Origin of the sequence: Acinetobacter sp. 3657 (assembly GCF_031456775.1) — a bacterium.
Classification (GTDB): Bacteria; Pseudomonadota; Gammaproteobacteria; order Pseudomonadales; family Moraxellaceae; genus Acinetobacter.
The window spans coordinates 20,815-35,441 of sequence record NZ_JAVDVH010000015.1 but is presented as its reverse complement, the minus strand read 5'-3'; the positions used below and the strand labels follow the sequence as shown (position 1 = coordinate 35,441).

The following is a 14,627-nucleotide window of genomic DNA, read 5'->3' as shown; positions in this document are numbered from 1 at the left end:
ATAGAGGCTGATGGTGAGGGGAATTTACCATCGGCCTTTTTGTCAAACTAGGTTTTTTCAAATGATTGGAATTGGAAAAACGGTGGAGATCACATGAATCTGCTACTCATAGGTGTGTTATTAGCCCTCATGGCAATTGCATATCAAATCGGGCTGAGCAAAAGCCGTAACCTAGCAGGTAAAGGAAATAACTCAGTCACACTACATTCACGTCCTGGTTATTACGGTGCGTTGGTTGCTTTGTGGTGTGGTATTCCTGCTTTTTTAATTTTGATCACGTGGAACTTGATTGAACCGAGTATTTTACAACATATTATTCTCAATCATATTCCTGCATCTGTCAGTGCTTCTTTAGATCCTGCTGGACAGGATGTATTGATCCGTCGTGTTCAGGCAATAGCTTCTGGCTTTGGTGTTGCTGGTGAGCCTGTTGCCTATGAAGTTGCAGCAGCAGAGCAACTGGCTAGATTCATAGCGATCGGTACATTTGCCAAAATAGCGGTGGTCATTAGTGTAGCACTGGGTGGTTTGATTTGGGCCAAAAAACATATAAGTGAACAGTATCGCGCGCGTAATCAAGTAGAGCGTGCGATTAATGTCGCACTGATCTTATGTTCGGGTGTTGCCATCCTCACCACTATCGGTATCGTGATGTCGATGTTTGGTGAAGCACTCAACTTCTTTAAATTTGTCAGCCCTTTCGATTTCTTCTTCGGTACTGTATGGCAGCCTGGATTTAGTCAAGTCGGTCAAGTATCAGGCAGTTACGGACTATTACCATTATTGTGGGGTACATTAATGGTGAGTGCAATTGCACTCTCAGTCGCAGTACCTGTTGGTTTAATGATCGCCATTTATCTCGCCGAATATGCTTCTCCGCGCTTACGTTCTTGGGCGAAACCAACGATTGAAGTTCTCGCAGGTATTCCGACCATTGTGTACGGTGTATTTGCGATGATGATTATTGGTCCATTTATTAAGATGGCAGGCGCAAGCGTCGGTCTTAATATTAATGCCACCAGCGCACTGACAGCTGGTCTGGTCATGGGGATCATGATTATTCCGTTTGTGTCTTCTTTATCGGATGACATTATTACCCAAGTACCTCGTACGCTACGTGATGGTTCATTAGGTTTGGGAGCGACCAAATCAGAAACGATTCGTCGCGTGATTATTCCTGCTGCTTTGCCGGGTATTATCGGCGCATTCCTATTAGCAGCTTCTCGTGCGATTGGGGAAACCATGATCGTGGTACTTGCTGCAGGGAATAGCCCAGTTTTACATGCGAATCCATTTGAAGCGGTTTCTACGGTCACGATGACCATTGTTACTCAGTTAACAGGTGACTCAGATTTTTCTAGTCCGCAAGCTTTAGTGGCTTTTGCATTAGGCTTAACGTTGTTTGTTATTACTTTAGGTTTAAACATTGTCGCATTGTACATTGTGCGTAAATATCGTGAGCAATACGAATGAGTTCATCAAATACATCTTCTCCTGTGGATCAAAATGTATTTGATCCGCAAACGGCGCAAGAGTTACGTGCACAACGTAAAGAAAGAATCGAAAAGTCGCTTGGCAAACGCCATCGTAAAGAAAAGGCATTTCGCTTCTTTGGATTTTCTGCTGTTGTGCTTGGTTTGGCCTTTGTCGCGCTGTTATTTACGAGTATTTTAGCAAAGGGTTTACCTGCATTTTGGCAAGCCAGCATGACAGTGCCTGTTTATTTTGATCCAGCCATCATTGATGTAGGACCAAAACCAAAACAGCTTGCGGGCGAAGCTCCTGTTAACTATCAAGAGCGCTATGTTGCTTGGCAAACTGAAATGGGGATGGTTGATTGGGATGCATTGATTATCAATGGTTTGGTCGCAAAAGATCCGTCTTTAGCAGATAAACAAGATGATTTGAGCAGATTATATACCAGCTCTGAGTCGTATCGTTTACGTGATATGGTTTTTGCAAATCCATCTTTGATCGGTAAAAAACAGGAAATCGAATTTCTTGCTGATGCCAATATTGATGTTTGGTTAGCAGGTAATATCGATCGATCTTTGCCAGATGAACAACAACAATTGAGCCCAGAAGTTCGTCAGATTGCAGATGAACTTAAAGAAAAAGGGATCATTGCTAGTACGTTTAACTTCAACTTATTTACTAATCCTGATTCACGTAGCTCTTTGGCATCAAGTGGTTTAGCTGGTGCTTTCATGGGCTCGCTGTTTATGATGTTGATTGTGATCTTTATCTCGATTCCAATCGGTGTTGCGAGTGCGATTTATCTGGAAGAATTTGCTAAACAAAACTGGTTGACGGATATTATCGAAGTCAATATTAATAACTTGGCTGCTGTACCTTCAATTGTTTTTGGTTTATTGGGTGCTTCGATTTTTATCGGTTGGTTCCATTTACCGATTTCAGCACCTTTGGTCGGTGGTTTAGTTCTGAGTTTGATGACATTGCCTACTGTGATTATTACCACACGTGCATCATTAAAAGCAGTGCCACCTTCGATTCGCCAAGCAGCTTTAGGGCTGGGCGCATCTAAAGTTCAAACTGTATTTCACCATGTTTTACCATTAGCTTTACCGGGTATTTTAACAGGTGCAATTATTGGAGTTGCTCAAGCATTAGGTGAAACAGCACCGCTCTTGCTTATTGGTATGAGTGCCTTCGTGGCAAGTGTACCTGCTTCGCCATTAGATCAATCTACGGCATTACCAGTACAAATTTTCTTATGGCAAGGTAATGAGTTGCGTAATTTCTTTGAAGGGCGAACTGCGGCAGCAATTATTGTATTGCTTGCATTAATGATCGGTTTAAACAGCCTTGCAATTTGGTTACGTAAGAAATTTGAAGTACGTTGGTAATCGGAGATAACATGATGAATACTATAGATACCACGAACTCCTTAGAAAAGGATAAATCAGTGAACCCACAGCAAACTCAATTTACATCGTCTGAACGACCTGCACAGCAAGGTACCGCTTTCGTCGCACAATTTGAAACATCGGCCCATACGAAAAAATTGCAGCATGGTGATGTGAAGATCAGTACGCAAGATGTTCATGTTTATTATGGTGAAACTGAAGCGATCAAAGGCATTAATCTTGATATTTACCAAAATGAAGTGATTGCATTTATTGGACCGTCAGGTTGTGGTAAATCAACGTTTCTACGTACCTTGAACCGTATGAACGATACGATTGATATCTGTCGTGTAACGGGTAAAGTCACTTTAGATGAACAAGATATTTACGATCCTAATCTTGATGTTGTGTTGTTACGTGCACAGGTAGGTATGGTGTTCCAAAAGCCGAATCCATTTCCAAAGTCGATTTTTGAAAATGTCGCTTATGGACCAAAATTACATGGGCTTGCACGCAATAAATATGATTTAGAAGAAATTGTAGAAAATAGCTTGCGTAAAGCAGGGCTATGGGACGAAGTGAAAGATCGTTTAGCCCAACCGGGGACTGGTTTATCGGGTGGTCAGCAACAACGTTTGTGTATCGCACGTACGATTGCAGTTAGTCCAGAAGTGATCCTGATGGATGAACCATGTTCTGCGCTTGATCCGATTGCAACAGCAAAAATCGAAGAACTTATTTCTGAGCTTTCAGAGCAATATACCATTGCAATCGTAACGCACTCAATGCAACAAGCGGCGCGTGTTTCTGATCGTACAGCTTATTTCCATTTAGGTGATTTAATTGAAGTGAATTCGACTGAAAAAGTCTTTACTCAACCTGATCATCAGCTTACTGAAGCCTATATTACGGGTCGTTTCGGTTAATTATTTTCCGCACGAACGCTCTAAAAAACACCCTTCATGTCGGACCAAGCGTCTGGCTGGTTGGGTGTTTTTTTTGTTATATCGATGAAAATGAATCTATTTTGCAAAATCGCTATTGAATTTTTATTGAACAGGCCACATCTTAGAGCAATAAAGCCGAACTAAAGAGCACTTATTTTATGTTATTCCATTTACCTAAATTTCCTGCTGAAATTCGTATCAGTCATTTAAATGCGCGTGTAAATGAACAAAGAAAAAAGATTACGCAAACCACCGCATCTCGTTTGGAATTATTACAGCTTGTTCAACAACTCGCTAAAGAAGCAAAAGTTCGTAAAAAGAATGATCGAAAAATTTATGTCCTCGATTTTAAAGGGGACATCCAAGCTTCGGCAGTAGATTCGATTCGTGAAGAAATTACCTTGATATTGGCTACAGCCAAAGCGGGTCAGGATCGTGTCGTAGTACGTTTGGAGAGTCCTGGTGGGATGGTGCATGGCTATGGCTTGGCAGCTGCACAGTTGGTACGGTTACGTGATGCTGGTTTTCATGTCACCATCTGTGTCGATAAAGTCGCTGCAAGCGGTGGTTATATGATGGCATGTATTGCCAATGAAATTATCTCAGCACCATTTGCAGTGGTTGGCTCAATCGGCGTAGTCGCGCAGGTACCAAATTTCAATCGTTTACTAAAACATAATAATGTTGATTTTGAACTGTATACGGCTGGGCAGTACAAACGTACTGTAACCATGTTTGGAGAAAATACAGCGGAAGGCAAAGCCAAGTTTGAAGAAGAGTTACAGCAAACGCATGTCTTATTTAAACACTTTATTGAAAAATATCGTCCACAACTCGATGTTGAAAAAGTTGCAACAGGCGAACATTGGTATGGTGAAGATGCGCGTGAATTAAACTTGGTCGATAAATTACAGACTTCTGATGAATATTTGCTTGGCTTACTTTCACAGCACGATGTCTATGTGATCAATACGCGTAAACGTCCAACTTTGGGTGAAAAACTCGGTCTGCAAGCTGCGCAAATGGCTGAGAGTTTGATTCCGACGGTAATGAATAAAATTACTGATAGTTTAGTTAAAGCGAACAGTACATTGGTTCAAATGCGTGATCCTAAATTCTAATTAAATTTACAATAGACTTTTTCGTACATCCTTTTGCTACTCCAGTTAGGAGAAATACAAAGAGGGGTAAATAATGATGAAAAGGTCTATCGATTCTTTAAAAGAAAGCCAGTCCATATGACTGGCTTCTTTATTTTTTGGTGGTTATTTTCATCATTTCTGACAGGAGTTTTGAACAAATGGTTAGTTAAATAAAATTGACAAAACTTCTGTCGGCAAAGATTGTCCTTATCGTGATCATTTGATATTTTAATTGCTAGATTAATAACTTAATTATTCATTAATCGACAAGTGTTTAAAAATATAATTGATCAGTGAGTATAATAATGACAAAGGTTGTCGTTTCTTCAAAAAAAAATTTAATGACTTTACAAGATGCGCAAATGCAAGATGTGATTCTTAATCAACCTTCTATTGTTCAGATTGGTGTAACTCAAGCAGATATTAAATCCATGATGAAACAAGGTGATGACCTTGTCATTACACTCAACAGTGGAGAAAAAATTGTTATCAGTGGTTTTTATAATGATGTAAATGTCACTGAACATACCTTAGCACTCGTCAAAGAGGACGGTACTTATGAGGTTGCTCAATTTGATGATTCTGGAAAATTTATTCGTTATGTCCCAACAACGCAGTTAACTCAATTTGCATATACGGAAGTCCCTGCACAAACGCCCATGGGACAGGATGGAATAGATGATAGTGGGATCAGCAAATCACAATTGATGAAAGCGGGTCTGGTGGCACTGGCCGCGGAAGGAGTTTATTTATGGGCAGTGAAAGATGACGATGACAAAGATAAAAATAAAGATAATAAATCACCAGACATCACCCCCCCAGCCACACCAACCGCAGCTTTATCTAGCGACACCCAAACCATCACAGGAAAAACCGAAGCAAAAGCGAAAATTCTGATTCGTGATCTGACTGGTAAGGTGATCGCCACGGGGCAAGCTGACGATCAAGGAAACTATACCATTAAGCTCGATCAACCATTGGTCAACGGTAATAAGGTCAGTGTCGTTGCTGTAGATCGTGCAGGAAATGTTTCACAAGGTGTGATAGTCACAGGAAGCAAAGATACAATTGCCCCTGATGCTCCAACTGCACAATTAAATGCAGATGGAACGATTGTGACTGGGAAAACAGAAGCCAATGCCAAAGTGTCTATTTTTGATGCGGATGGACATCTTTTAGGTACGGTCAAAGCCAATAAAGAGGGGCTATATTCGATTCAAGTTTCACCGCCATTAACCAGTGACAAAGGCGGAACAGTCGTAGCAGAAGATGCGGCTGGTAATAAGTCGGAACCTTCCAAGGTGGTTGCGGGCAAAGATACGGTTGCACCTGAACAACCTTTAATCGAAGTCAATAAAGAAGGTACTTCTATCCACGGAAAAGCAGAGGCTAATGCCAAGGTAATAATTAAAGATGCGGATGGGAAAGTGATTGGCAGTGGTACGGTTGATGCACAAGGTAAATTTGAGGTAAATATTTCTCCTGCATTGGCTTCAGGTGACAAAGGCACAATTATTATTGAAGATGCGGCAGGCAATCAATCTAAGCCTGTGGAAATTAGTGCAGGAAAAGACACCATTGCACCCGATAAAGCCTCAGTACAAATCACCGCTGATGGAGACTCGATTTCTGGAACAGCTGAAGCCAATGCCAAAATAGAAATCAGAAGTGCAGATGGAAAAATTATTGGTACGGGTACAGTGGGAGCTGATGGGAAATTCACTATTGCTGTATCGCCAGCTTTAACTGATAAAAATATCGGTAAGGTTTACGTGATTGATGCTGCTGGAAATCGTTCGGTTGAGGCAAATGTGGTGGGTAGTAAAGATACCATTGCGCCAAATAAGCCAATCTTAGAAAAGGTCATGGATGATGTTGGTGCAGTAAAAGGTGCAGTCGCAGCAGGTGGCAGTACCGATGATGCCAAACCTGTTTTATCTGGAAGAGGCGAAGCAAAAGCTGTTTTAACCATTTATGATAATGGTCAACCAATTGGAACTGTTACTGTCGGAAATGATGGAAAATGGAGTTTCGAAATCAGCCAAGATCTTGCTTTAGGGGCACATAAGATCACCCTCACGCAAACGGATGCCGCAGGTAATACCAGTGAAGTGAGTGATTCATTTAATTTTACTGTGGTTGCACCGACGACAACCAATACCGTTGCATACAGTGAAAATTTGGAATTAGATTCAATTGAAGTTTCTTTAGTAGAACCCATTGATTTAGCGGCTTTAGAAAGTGATTCGATCGTAACTTTTGATGAACCGCCAGAGCTTGAAAACATGCTAATAGATGATTTACTGCTCTCATCAGATTCTTCTGATCACCAAGTTGATGATGTACTCAATCAGTTTGTAGGGACAGAATCAACTGCTGCCGTCACAACTCAAGCGGTATACTCAACACATGTTGAATATGCACAAGTCATGAAATCTGATCCTTTTGAACAGTTAGAAGTAGTGCAGCATTCAATCGTTTAATAGGCGAAATCGTGTCAATTTAAACTCTTATTTTCGAATAGGAGTTTTTTCTTTATAGAGTTGAATTATTCCGATGAGAATCGCACCTATCGTTGCCAAGAACATGTCTTTGTGTGCATCCCACATATCACCTTGTTGACCATTATAGTTTTCAGCATCTTCAGGAGATAAACCCAACGAAAGTCCCCATTCCAGTAGCTCATAAAGCATACTTGAAGCCATGACAAATTGAATGACCAATAGGAACAGTGTAAAAGGCTTTGCAGTTGGGAACCACACTTGAAAGCAACGATAGAAAAAAGGGTAGAGTAATACCCCATAGGCAAAATGCACTAGTCGATCATACATATTGCGTGACCAACCCATGGTTTGATTTAAGTCGAAATTAAATAATTTTAAGATCCATTCATTATAAGGAACATAGGAATAGAGGTAATGTGCCGCAACGATATGAATGAAAAGAAAAAGTAGATATAAACAAAAACTGACAAAGCTGATGCCGATCCTTTTTATGCTTAGGATCAGTACGATTAGCATCAAAACCGTACCTGCCTGATGGAGCAGGTATGATTCAAATTCGAGTGGATCAATACTGGCAACGACTACAGCCAGTATAAGCATAGCAAGTGCAATGTAGTGCTTCAAACTTAGATGTTTTTCGATCATGCGATTTCCAAAAATAAGCCAAGCACATCTGTTTTTCTTTACTCAGCAGAACCTAAAGTAATCTGTTGCTTTGGGGATGATACTCCGCCAAGTGCCTGACAAGCTTGTTTATAAAGTTGATATTTTTGTTCTACAACCTCATCCAAAGGAATGTTAAAAAGATCTTCACCATTTTTATATTGGTCTATGTAAGTTGACACTTTTTCTTTATTTACTGCAAGGGTTTGTTGATGAAAGTTGGTGATGGATGAGGTGGCGAGTTGGCTCGTTTCAATATTATTACATTGAAAATTTTGCAAAATTTTTTCGGCACGTTTTATTTCATTCGATTGTCCAAAGACACAACCAGTTAAGCTTAAAGTGACAATAGACAAGAAAAAAAGCTTCATGAGAGATAAGGTGAAATTTAAGAGTTGGCATTATTGTATAAAATATTGATTTTATATATTAATTATTTATGTCTAACATAATAAAATTTAATCTTTTTTTGCTCTGCATATCTAATTGAACAAAAATTAAATAGGTTTGATTTAAAAATGGAACTATTCTTCTAAAATGACTGTGTATCAAGCATAAAAAATATTCAATTGATTGATAAAAAATGATTTTTAGCGGTATGCTAAAGAGGGTCATCATTACACATCTTGTTATGCATATTAAGCACATTCTCTTATTCTATTTTTTGATGATTCTCTCTGTTGGAACTTATGCGAATGACTATGATTTTTTTGCAGAGATAAACGATGATGCTGAACACATGTTTGATTCAGCCTATCCACAGAGGCAGGCTGATTACTCCGTTTTGCATAATCAATTTTTTCAAGATGAACGTTGGCGTGTATATAACTACACCGCATACCAAACCAATCAGTTTAATCAAAAAATGTTAACAGGCGATACCACAAACTTGTCTTTGGACGATTTCTCAATTTCACTGGGCTATGGCATCGTTTATCAACTCAATCAAAGCAATCGCATCGGTTATGAATATCTATCCAGTTTCCCTTATGATCGTGGACAATTGATTCGGTTCTTTTGGCTAAGTATTTTTTAGCTTATTTTTTGATATAAAGCTGCTCGAACCAGACCTGCTTTGGTTTCTTTAACTTTTTTCCATGTAGCTGGAAGTTTGAGTTGAGATAAATCTCGATCAGCTTCGACGTAAATATAAGCTTTTTCTACGATCAATGGATCAGTCAATTCAGCCAGTTCTTGCCATAGATCAAGACTATAAGGTGGATCGAGAAAGACCACATCAAATGATGAAGTGCTTAATTTCTTTAAAGCCTGTTGTGCTGTTGATATGAGCAATTTGCAGTTTTGGGCTTTTAACAGTTGAATGTTTTCTTTTAAAAAACCTGCTTGAGTTGCATTCGGTTCGATCATCACGACCTGAGCAGCGCCACGTGATAGGGCTTCAAAAGCAAGTGCACCTGATCCAGTACATAGATCTAAGACCTGTGTATTTTGAATGTCCCACATCAGCCAGTTAAATAAAGTCTCACGAACCCGATCAGGTGTAGGTCGTAAACCTTCAATATTGGCAAATGGGAGTGTTCGACGTTTCCACTCTCCACCAATAATACGCAATTGATTTTTCATTATTCAGTTGCTCCTTCACTTGCTTGAGCAGGAGTTGTTGTCGCTGTGCTATTAGTTACGATTGGAGGATTATTGGTCGGTGCTGCGTCTGTCGTTGCCGTTGTATTTTGTTGGGTGATTTCGATCGTTCCGTTACCACTTGGTAACTCACCCGGTTTAATACCAGCAGTCATGAGACCACCGCTAACTTGATGGTTGGCTGGACGCAATGGATCAGTTTTACGCTTTACCAGCCAATAATCAAAAATTGGACGGGCAATTTGTGTGGCTGCACCGCCACTTCGACCATTTTCCCAAACCACTGCAATGGCAATTTCAGGATTTTCGGCAGGGGCAAAACCAACGAATAGACCATGATCGCGCTGACGTTCAGAAAGTGCCGCTTCATTATAACGCTTGCCTTGCGCAATACTTTTAACTTGGGCTGTCCCTGTTTTACCAGCAATGGAATATTGTAGACCACTTTTGATGCCTCGACCTGTACCTGATTGAATGACATCGACCATTGCCTCACGCATTTTGATCCAATCATCGAGTGTGCCATTAAATTTAATTTGTCCGTCTGGGGCATTGTGGACATCAAATTTTTTGGTACCTTTGGTTTCACGTAATACATGAGGGGTTACGTGAGCACCTTGATTTGCTGTAATGGCAGTTGCCATTGCTAATTGTAAAGGTGTTGAGGTAAAAGCACCTTGTCCAATACTCACGGAAATCGTTTCACCTTTTAACCATTTTGCATTTCGAGTGCGCATTTTCCATGCAGGGCTCGGGTATAAGCCTGTACTTTCACTCGGCAAATCAATTCCTGTTTTTTCGCCAAAACCGAATTGGCGCATCCAGTCATTCATTTTTTCAATGCCCATGCGATAAGACAGTACATAAAAATAGGTATCGCATGAAACAATCTGTGCTTTGTGCATATTGACGAGACCATGACCACTCTTTTTGTGATCACGGAAGCGGTGACTATCTCCCGGTAGTGAGAAATAGCCCGGATCAGAAATCGCTGTATTCCAATCCACCAAGCCATAGTGAATACCACCTAAACCAAACATCGGTTTAATGGTTGACCCTGGAGGGTACACACCTTGGACAGCACGGTTAAATAGGGGTTGATCCAGATTGTCGCGCAGCTCGCCATAATCTTTGAAACTAATTCCAGTTACGAATAAGTTTGGATTGAAACTTGGACTAGACACCAACGCTAAAATTTCACCTGTACGCGGGTCCATCGCCACAATTGCACCACGACGTCCTGCGAGTTGCTCTGATGCAATGGTTTGTAAGCCATAGTCCAGTGACAAATATAAATCATTACCGCGAGTGGGATCTTTGCGGCCTAGATTGCGCAGTACATTGCCGTGAGCATCAGCTTCAACTGACTCGTAACCAGGGAAACCATGTAACAGTTCTTCATAGCTTTTTTCCACCCCAATTTTGCCAATGAGGTTGGTACCCGCATATAAGTCTTTATCAATCGCTTTGAGTTCTTTATCGTTAATACGACCTACATAGCCGATTACATGCGCAAATAACTCACCAAATGGATAATAGCGGGTCATTTGTGTTTCTATTTTTACGCCGGGAAATGCATATCTAACTTCACTAAACTTGGCAATATCTGCTTCGGTTAGATTAAGTTTGATGGTGATTCGCTCGGTCTTTCGTGCTGTTTTTACACGACTTTTAAATCGGTCAACGTCTTCTTGTGTGAGATTTAGGATTGGAACTAAGCGCTCAATGCTATCGTCAATATCACTGACATCAGCACGACTGAGTGTGGCTGTAAATACAGGATAATTGTCTGCTAACAGGATACCATTGCGGTCATAAATATAACCACGAGCAGGCGGAAGCGGTTGCAAGCGAATTCTGTTCTTATCTGAGGCCGTTGTAAAATCATCGTAATGAACAATCTGTAAATATGCATAACGACAAATCAGTAAAAGTAAAAAAGTCGCAACCAGAAACATTGCAAACAAAATTCGACCCTTATAAATGCGCTTTTCTTGTTGCATGTTTTTTAAAAGAAAGTGCTGTTTCATAGGGTGTCGACTTAATTATACGATTGAGGGGTGGATTGGCTAAACATTTTAACGTAAGTTGCATGATCTTACTGTAGAATTTTCAACACTTCATGCAAATGATGACGCGACAGTTTTTGACTTTGCAGACATTAAAATTGTACGGTCTTGTATATTAGAAGCAAAATAATTCTGTTAAAGTCACAAACTGTTTGAAATGGAAAGACCAATATACACTCTTAGGGAAAATGGAGAAAATAATGAGAAAAATTTATCTTTTACTCGCGGTTTTAGCATCAAATGGTTTAGCGCATGCTGGAGAGAATGCATATCTTCCCGAAGCAAAATTGACAGGGGCAAACGTTTCAACGTGGAATGTTGGGGCTGGTTTTACCAAAAAATTATTACATGCCAATCTTGAGTGGGTAAATCCTTATGGGATCGCCTATGCCAAAGCGGGTGTTTTTTTAAATGATGAAAATCCAGCAGGGGGACAAGTCGGATTTCGCTATCCGTATCATCTTACTGGCACAGATAAAAATGGTTATTACATCGGTGCGTATGCCGGCCATATAGAAAGTAAACAAATTGATGGTGAAGAAAAAGCGCGTTTAGGCGCAGGTGTCGATCTTGCGTACGTGTGGCTAAATTCAGAACGCATCAGTACCTTTAGTGTGGGAATTGGAGCGGGTGAAAAACTCAAAAATGATCGTGGAAACGTGATTGAGAAAACTGAACCAACGCTGCAATTTTCATATTCGTTAAGTTTTGGTTTATAGGAGTGAACACACTGTTCATTTTTTTATAAACCATCATGTATCAATAATTCTGAGAGTCATGCATGTTTGATTACGTCAATGAATTGTGGCAGATTTTTTTAGCACGTCCAGATTTTTGGGCAGTCCTCAGTATTATACCTGTAACTGCTTTTGTGACTTGGGCACATGTGTGGATGGCTTTAAAAATGGTGTTTTACCCGATTAATTTTTGGGGATTTCACTTAGGGCCATTGCCTGTGGGGTGGCAAGGAATCGTGCCACGCAAAGCGGGGCGTATTTCAGGCATTATTACCGATAATACACTGTCTAAATTAGGATCATTGCGCGAGTTTTTAGAAGCAATGGATCCTGAAGACATGGCGATGATCATTGGTGAGCAAGTTGGTTTTGAGCTTGAACATCTCATTGATGAAGTCATGATTGATCGCAATGCGGTGTTATGGGAAAACTTACCTTATTCCATTAAACGCCGTATTTATGCACAAGCACATAAGCAATTACCAACCACCTTGAGAGAGCTTGTCACTGAGCTGACTCTGAATGTTGAGTCATTGGTAGATATGCGCGAAATGGTGGTCAGCCAGATGGAAGGTGATCGCCGTTTAATGGTGCGCATGTTCCTCAAGGTCGGACAAAAAGAAATTAACTTTATTTGGCATATTAGTGCACTCATCGGGATGTTCTTCGGTATCTTCCAGATGATTGTATGGTTCGTGGTGCCTTGGCATTGGACAGTGCCGTTTTGGGCCGCGATATGGGGTTTCTTGACCAACTGGATCGCAATTTGGATGGTATTCAATCCAATTCAACCCCATCCTGTTCGCTATCCGCAGTTTTTCCGTTTGACCAAAGACCGCAAATTCCCTTGGGTTGTGCCAGTCCTCAAGATTGGAACTTATAATGTTCAAGGTGCATTTATGAAGCGTCAGGAAGAAGTTTCTGATGTATTTGCGAGTGTAGTGACTGAAGATTTGATTACCTTGAAGTCAATTATGACTGAAATGATGTATGGCAGTAAGAAAGATAAAACACGCCGTATTGTTAAACGTCATATCAATGAAATCATGGAAACACCATTGGTACGCACCTCGTTGCAGTTATCTTTAGGTCCTAGGGAGTATGCTAGACTAAAGACCGACTTGATTGATCGTTCAATTGAAATTACCATGGGTCCAGTATGTGATCCAGCCTTGAATGCAAGCCGTGCGCAGAAAATCTTTCATATGTTTAGAGAGCGTATTCGTGAACTAACACCGAAAGAGTTCCAGAACTTATTACGTCCTGCATTCCAAGAAGATGAATGGATTTTAATTGTACTGGGTGGGGTAACTGGTTTCTTGGCTGGTTTAATTCACTTATTTGTTGCTTTCTTATAATTAATTTGATGTTGGTTGAGTGATAACTCTGTATGATATTGCTCAATTTAAAATTTATTGTTTTTAGATGAGGATGTTCTTTATGCGCATTATTTTACTCGGACCACCTGGGGCAGGCAAAGGTACTCAAGCTCAGTTGATCTGTAAGCGCTACAATATCCCACAAATTTCAACCGGTGATATGCTCCGTGCTGCAATTCGTGAAGGTACTGAACTTGGCTTAAAAGCGAAAAGCGTGATGGAGTCAGGTGGCTTAGTATCTGACGAGCTGATTATTGGCTTGGTTAAAGAACGTATTGCTCAGCCTGACTGTGAAAATGGTTGTATTTTTGACGGTTTCCCACGTACGATTCCACAAGCTGAAGCATTAGAATCAGCGGGTATCAGTATTGATCATGTGATTGAAATTGATGTACCAGATGAAGAGATTGTTCAGCGTCTTTCAGGTCGTCGTCAGCACCCAGCTTCTGGTCGTGTCTATCACATTGTTTACAATCCACCAAAAGTGGAAGGTAAGGATGATGAAACAGGTGAAGAGTTGGTACAGCGTCCTGATGATCAAGAAGCTACGATTCGTAAGCGTCTAACGTCTTATCATACCGAAACTGAACAATTGGTTGGTTTCTATCAAGGTCGTGCTGCTTCTGGCGAAAATGCACCAACTTACAATAAGTTAGATGGTTTACGTGCAATCGAAAACGTGCAAACAGATTTATTTGCAATCCTAGATAAATAATT

At 40.5% G+C, this 14,627-nt stretch carries 13 protein-coding genes; 9 read left to right on the top strand and 4 right to left on the bottom strand.

The window, feature by feature from the left end; all coding sequences use genetic code 11:
- Positions 1-93: 93 nt before the first annotated feature.
- The 5 genes from pstC (at position 94) to blp2 (ending at position 7,439) form a co-directional block, all read left to right on the top strand.
- Positions 94-1,473, top strand: coding sequence for a phosphate ABC transporter permease subunit PstC (gene pstC / locus J2Y37_RS13825; RefSeq protein WP_241322722.1), 1,380 nt, complete (start codon positions 94-96; stop codon positions 1,471-1,473).
- Entirely contained in the window at positions 1,470-2,867 is a 1,398-nt protein-coding gene (gene pstA, locus J2Y37_RS13820; RefSeq protein ID WP_349033179.1) for a phosphate ABC transporter permease PstA, read from the top strand. Before pstC ends, pstA begins: the two co-directional genes overlap by 4 nt.
- A 14-nt stretch (positions 2,868-2,881) precedes the next feature.
- On the top strand, positions 2,882-3,793 hold the full coding sequence (gene pstB, locus J2Y37_RS13815) for a phosphate ABC transporter ATP-binding protein PstB (protein WP_034595073.1): 912 nt from the start codon (positions 2,882-2,884) through the stop codon (positions 3,791-3,793).
- A gap of 179 nt (positions 3,794-3,972) precedes the next feature.
- The gene (gene sohB / locus J2Y37_RS13810) at positions 3,973-4,935 is read left to right on the top strand and encodes a protease SohB (protein ID WP_004670451.1); all 963 of its coding nucleotides are present in this window, start codon (positions 3,973-3,975) and stop codon (positions 4,933-4,935) included.
- A 326-nt stretch (positions 4,936-5,261) separates the two neighbouring features.
- Positions 5,262-7,439 (top strand): Ig-like repeat protein Blp2, encoded by a 2,178-nt coding sequence (gene blp2, locus J2Y37_RS13805; protein ID WP_349033178.1) that lies wholly within the window; start codon positions 5,262-5,264, stop codon positions 7,437-7,439.
- 27 nt (positions 7,440-7,466) lie between these two features.
- On the opposite strand, the gene J2Y37_RS13800 is transcribed toward blp2, so the two are convergent.
- Both J2Y37_RS13800 and J2Y37_RS13795 read right to left on the bottom strand, forming a co-directional pair.
- Complete coding sequence (locus tag J2Y37_RS13800) at positions 7,467-8,105, bottom strand: DUF2238 domain-containing protein (protein WP_005197773.1); 639 nt, start codon at positions 8,103-8,105, stop codon at positions 7,467-7,469.
- 38 nt (positions 8,106-8,143) lie between these two features.
- A complete protein-coding gene (locus tag J2Y37_RS13795) occupies positions 8,144-8,479 on the bottom strand; it encodes a hypothetical protein (protein WP_349033177.1) in 336 nt (111 codons plus the stop codon).
- Between the two features lie 383 nt (positions 8,480-8,862).
- Here J2Y37_RS13795 and J2Y37_RS13790 point away from each other — a divergent pair, with 383 nt between their 5' ends.
- A complete protein-coding gene (locus tag J2Y37_RS13790; protein ID WP_349033176.1) occupies positions 8,863-9,159 on the top strand; it encodes a hypothetical protein in 297 nt (98 codons plus the stop codon).
- On the opposite strand, the gene rsmD is transcribed toward J2Y37_RS13790, so the two are convergent.
- On the bottom strand, positions 9,156-9,707 hold the full coding sequence (rsmD, locus tag J2Y37_RS13785; protein WP_349033175.1) for a 16S rRNA (guanine(966)-N(2))-methyltransferase RsmD: 552 nt from the start codon (positions 9,705-9,707) through the stop codon (positions 9,156-9,158). The genes J2Y37_RS13790 and rsmD overlap by 4 nt on opposite strands.
- Complete coding sequence (gene mrdA / locus J2Y37_RS13780) at positions 9,707-11,692, bottom strand: penicillin-binding protein 2 (RefSeq protein ID WP_349033174.1); 1,986 nt, start codon at positions 11,690-11,692, stop codon at positions 9,707-9,709. Before mrdA ends, rsmD begins: the two co-directional genes overlap by 1 nt.
- Before the next feature lie 302 nt (positions 11,693-11,994).
- On the opposite strand from mrdA, the gene J2Y37_RS13775 reads away from it, so the two are divergent.
- The 3 genes from J2Y37_RS13775 to adk all read left to right on the top strand — a co-directional run bounded on the left by J2Y37_RS13775 (position 11,995) and on the right by adk (position 14,625).
- On the top strand, positions 11,995-12,513 hold the full coding sequence (locus J2Y37_RS13775; protein WP_241322719.1) for a hypothetical protein: 519 nt from the start codon (positions 11,995-11,997) through the stop codon (positions 12,511-12,513).
- A gap of 62 nt (positions 12,514-12,575) precedes the next feature.
- Positions 12,576-13,889 carry a hypothetical protein gene (locus J2Y37_RS13770; protein WP_004670459.1) on the top strand — a complete coding sequence of 438 codons (1,314 nt, stop codon included), beginning with the start codon at positions 12,576-12,578 and terminating at the stop codon, positions 13,887-13,889.
- A gap of 82 nt (positions 13,890-13,971) precedes the next feature.
- The gene (gene adk / locus J2Y37_RS13765; RefSeq protein ID WP_004670460.1) at positions 13,972-14,625 is read left to right on the top strand and encodes an adenylate kinase; all 654 of its coding nucleotides are present in this window, start codon (positions 13,972-13,974) and stop codon (positions 14,623-14,625) included.
- Positions 14,626-14,627: the final 2 nt, after the last annotated feature.